General features: G+C 67.7%; 2 protein-coding genes. Both read right to left on the bottom strand.

Going from position 1 to position 2109, the window contains the following annotated elements:
• Window positions 1–117: 117 nt before the first annotated feature.
• Window positions 118–678: an HD domain-containing protein gene (locus tag BM093_RS34660; protein ID WP_093357669.1), complete on the bottom strand. Its 561-nt coding sequence runs from the start codon at window positions 676–678 to the stop codon at window positions 118–120.
• A 36-nt stretch (window positions 679–714) separates the two neighbouring features.
• A complete protein-coding gene (locus BM093_RS34655; protein ID WP_093357667.1) occupies window positions 715–2040 on the bottom strand; it encodes an ISL3-like element ISPfr2 family transposase in 1326 nt (441 codons plus the stop codon).
• Window positions 2041–2109: the final 69 nt, after the last annotated feature.

The following is a 2109-nucleotide window of genomic DNA, read 5'->3' as shown; positions in this document are numbered from 1 at the left end:
GAGGACCCCACGTCTTCCGCAGCAGCTACCCGGATTGCCCGTTATGGGCGTGTCGTTGCGCCGGCCCCGCCGATCTTGTTGAGATCACTTCATTGACTGAACCGCGCTCCTCACCTTTCATTCCTCGACCGCGAGTCGTGCACCGAGTATCCGGCTCTCCGTCCGGCGGATCGCAGCGCGCAGGTCCGTATCGGCCTCGGTCAGAAAGCGCGTCACGAGATGGTCCGGGCCATATCGTTCCCGCACTTCCGCCCACCGGTCGTCGGGACTGAACCGTTCACCACGAGGTCCGGTAACGGCGTCGCAATACCACAACGCATCGCGGGTCGGCGTCGCTTCGTCGGAGAACGCGCTCATGCCGTCGACCCCGCGGAGCCGTGCCTCCCGAATCGCGCACGAGTGGTGCGCCACAAGGTGGACTACCCGAGTCGATATGCCCAGGTCGGCGAGGTAACGGGCGCCGTCGAGCGGATGGAACCCGGTTCGGGCAGCGGCCGGCGCGTAACCGATGTCATGCAGCGCTGCTGCATCACTCAGGATCTGAGCGTCGACGCCGGACAACGCGGGTCCGAGAAGCACCGCCTGAGCATGTACGGCCTGGACATGGAGCCACCGAGCCGGTAGCGCGTCCGCCAGCAGCTCGCGCGCCAGCTGCAGCGCTGGACTCTCGCTGGCCACAGTTTCACCCTAGCGGTCGGCCGGGACGTTGGAGGCTCATCCCAATCGGGGGTGTAGGAGTTGGGGTCTGAAGCCGCCGGTCTCGAGCAGGCTTCGGGCGATGTAGTTGGTCAGGTTGCGGAACCCGAGTGCGGAGCCGCGCAGGTGTTCGAGCCGTCCGTTGAGCGCCTCGGTCGGCCCGTTGCTGGTGCCGGGTCGTTCGAAGTAGGCGAGCACGTCGGCGGCTCGCTTCTTCAGGGTCCGGCCCAGGGTGGTGAGCTCGGTGAGCACCTTGGGGACGCCGGCGCTGAGGTCGGTGATCAGCTTCTCCATGAGCTCGCGGCCACGTTGCCGGTCCTCGTGGCGATAGGCGGCGATCATGCGCTGGTAGACACCCCAGGTCGCCTCGACCTCGACGTGAGCGTCATCAACGAACAGCGCGCGTAGCCTGTCGCTCTGCTTGTCGGTGAGCAGGTCCGCGCCGGTGTGCAGCGTGCGCCGCGACTTGTAGAGCGGGTCGTCCCTGAACCCACGGTGCCCGTGGATCGCGAGTTGGACCCGGCGCCGGCACCTGTCGAGGGCGTCACCGGCCAGGCGCACGACGTGGAAGGGATCCATCACCGTGACCGCGTCCGGGATCTCCTCCGCAGCGGCGGTCTTGAACCCGGTGAAGCCGTCCATCGCGACCACCTCGACCGCGTCACAGAAGGCGTCGTCGCGGTCGGCGAGCCAGGTCTTGAACGCCGCCTTCGACCGGCCCTCGACCATGTCCAGCAGCCTTGCTGGGCCGGCGCCATCGCGGACCGGGGTGAGGTCGATGATCACGGTGACGTACTTGTCGCCACGCCTGGTGTGGCGCCAGACGTGCTCATCGACGCCAATGACCTTCACGCCCTCGAACCGCGTGGGGTCGTTGATCAGCAGCCGATTGCCTTCGGCCAGGATCGCGTTGTTGGCGGTGTCCCACGCGACCCCGAGTCCCTCGGCGACACGGGCGACGGTGAGGTGTGCGACCACGATCCCTTCCAGCGCCCACCGCAACCCGGTGCGCGAGAGCTTCGCGCGTGGCTCCGCCGCGGCGCTGGTGTCTTGGCGCCACACGTGTCCGCAGTCGGCACAGCGGTAGCGGCGCACTACAACTTCCAGCACGGTCGGTCGCCAGCCCAGCGGCTCGTGGGCCAACCGCCGGATCACGGTGTCACGAGCAGCGCCTTCGCTGCCGCACCGTCGGCAAGACTGATCTGGTTCCACCACGCGGCACGCGAGGACCGCACGATCCGGTTCAAGTCGTTGCCCGGTCACGCTCAGACCGAGGCCGTCGAGTCGAGCGAAGGCGGTCAGGTCAGGGCGGCCGAAGCCGGCCGGCGGGGTAGCGTCGGACACGTCGAGGTCTTTCGGATGGATGGCGTAGGAACCTCCATCGTCGGGAGACCTCGACGTCTATCTGCGGAC

Origin of the sequence: Pseudonocardia ammonioxydans (assembly GCF_900115005.1) — a bacterium.
In the GTDB taxonomy this organism is placed as follows: Bacteria; Actinomycetota; Actinomycetes; order Mycobacteriales; family Pseudonocardiaceae; genus Pseudonocardia; species Pseudonocardia ammonioxydans.
The sequence above is the reverse complement of the archived record's forward strand: the minus strand, read 5'-3'. Positions and strand labels throughout refer to the sequence as shown.